1 protein-coding gene is annotated in these 211 nt (G+C 42.7%); it reads left to right on the top strand.

The window, feature by feature from the left end; all coding sequences use genetic code 11:
- Positions 1-211: hypothetical protein (locus ACVCZW_RS00010; protein ID WP_452231275.1), on the top strand; the 211-nt coding region annotated here is incomplete at both ends.

Raw genomic sequence — 211 nt, 5'->3', positions numbered from 1 at the left:
TATAGAAGGAGTACCAGCAGGAACAGTAGATATCGTAGTAGATACAACTACTTTGCCAACAGGTGCTACTTTAACAGATGGAACAGAGCCAACCGAAGTAACGGTACCAGTAAGTGGAACAGTTACAGCAGGAACAGATGGTTATACTACAGCCGGAACAGTAACTGGAACCGTATATAATGATGAAGATGGTGATGGAACACAAAACGGA

The sequence above is a fragment of the Lacinutrix sp. MEBiC02595 genome (assembly GCF_053601555.1).
Note: the sequence above shows the minus strand (reverse complement) of the source record. Positions and strands in the feature narration are given on the sequence as shown.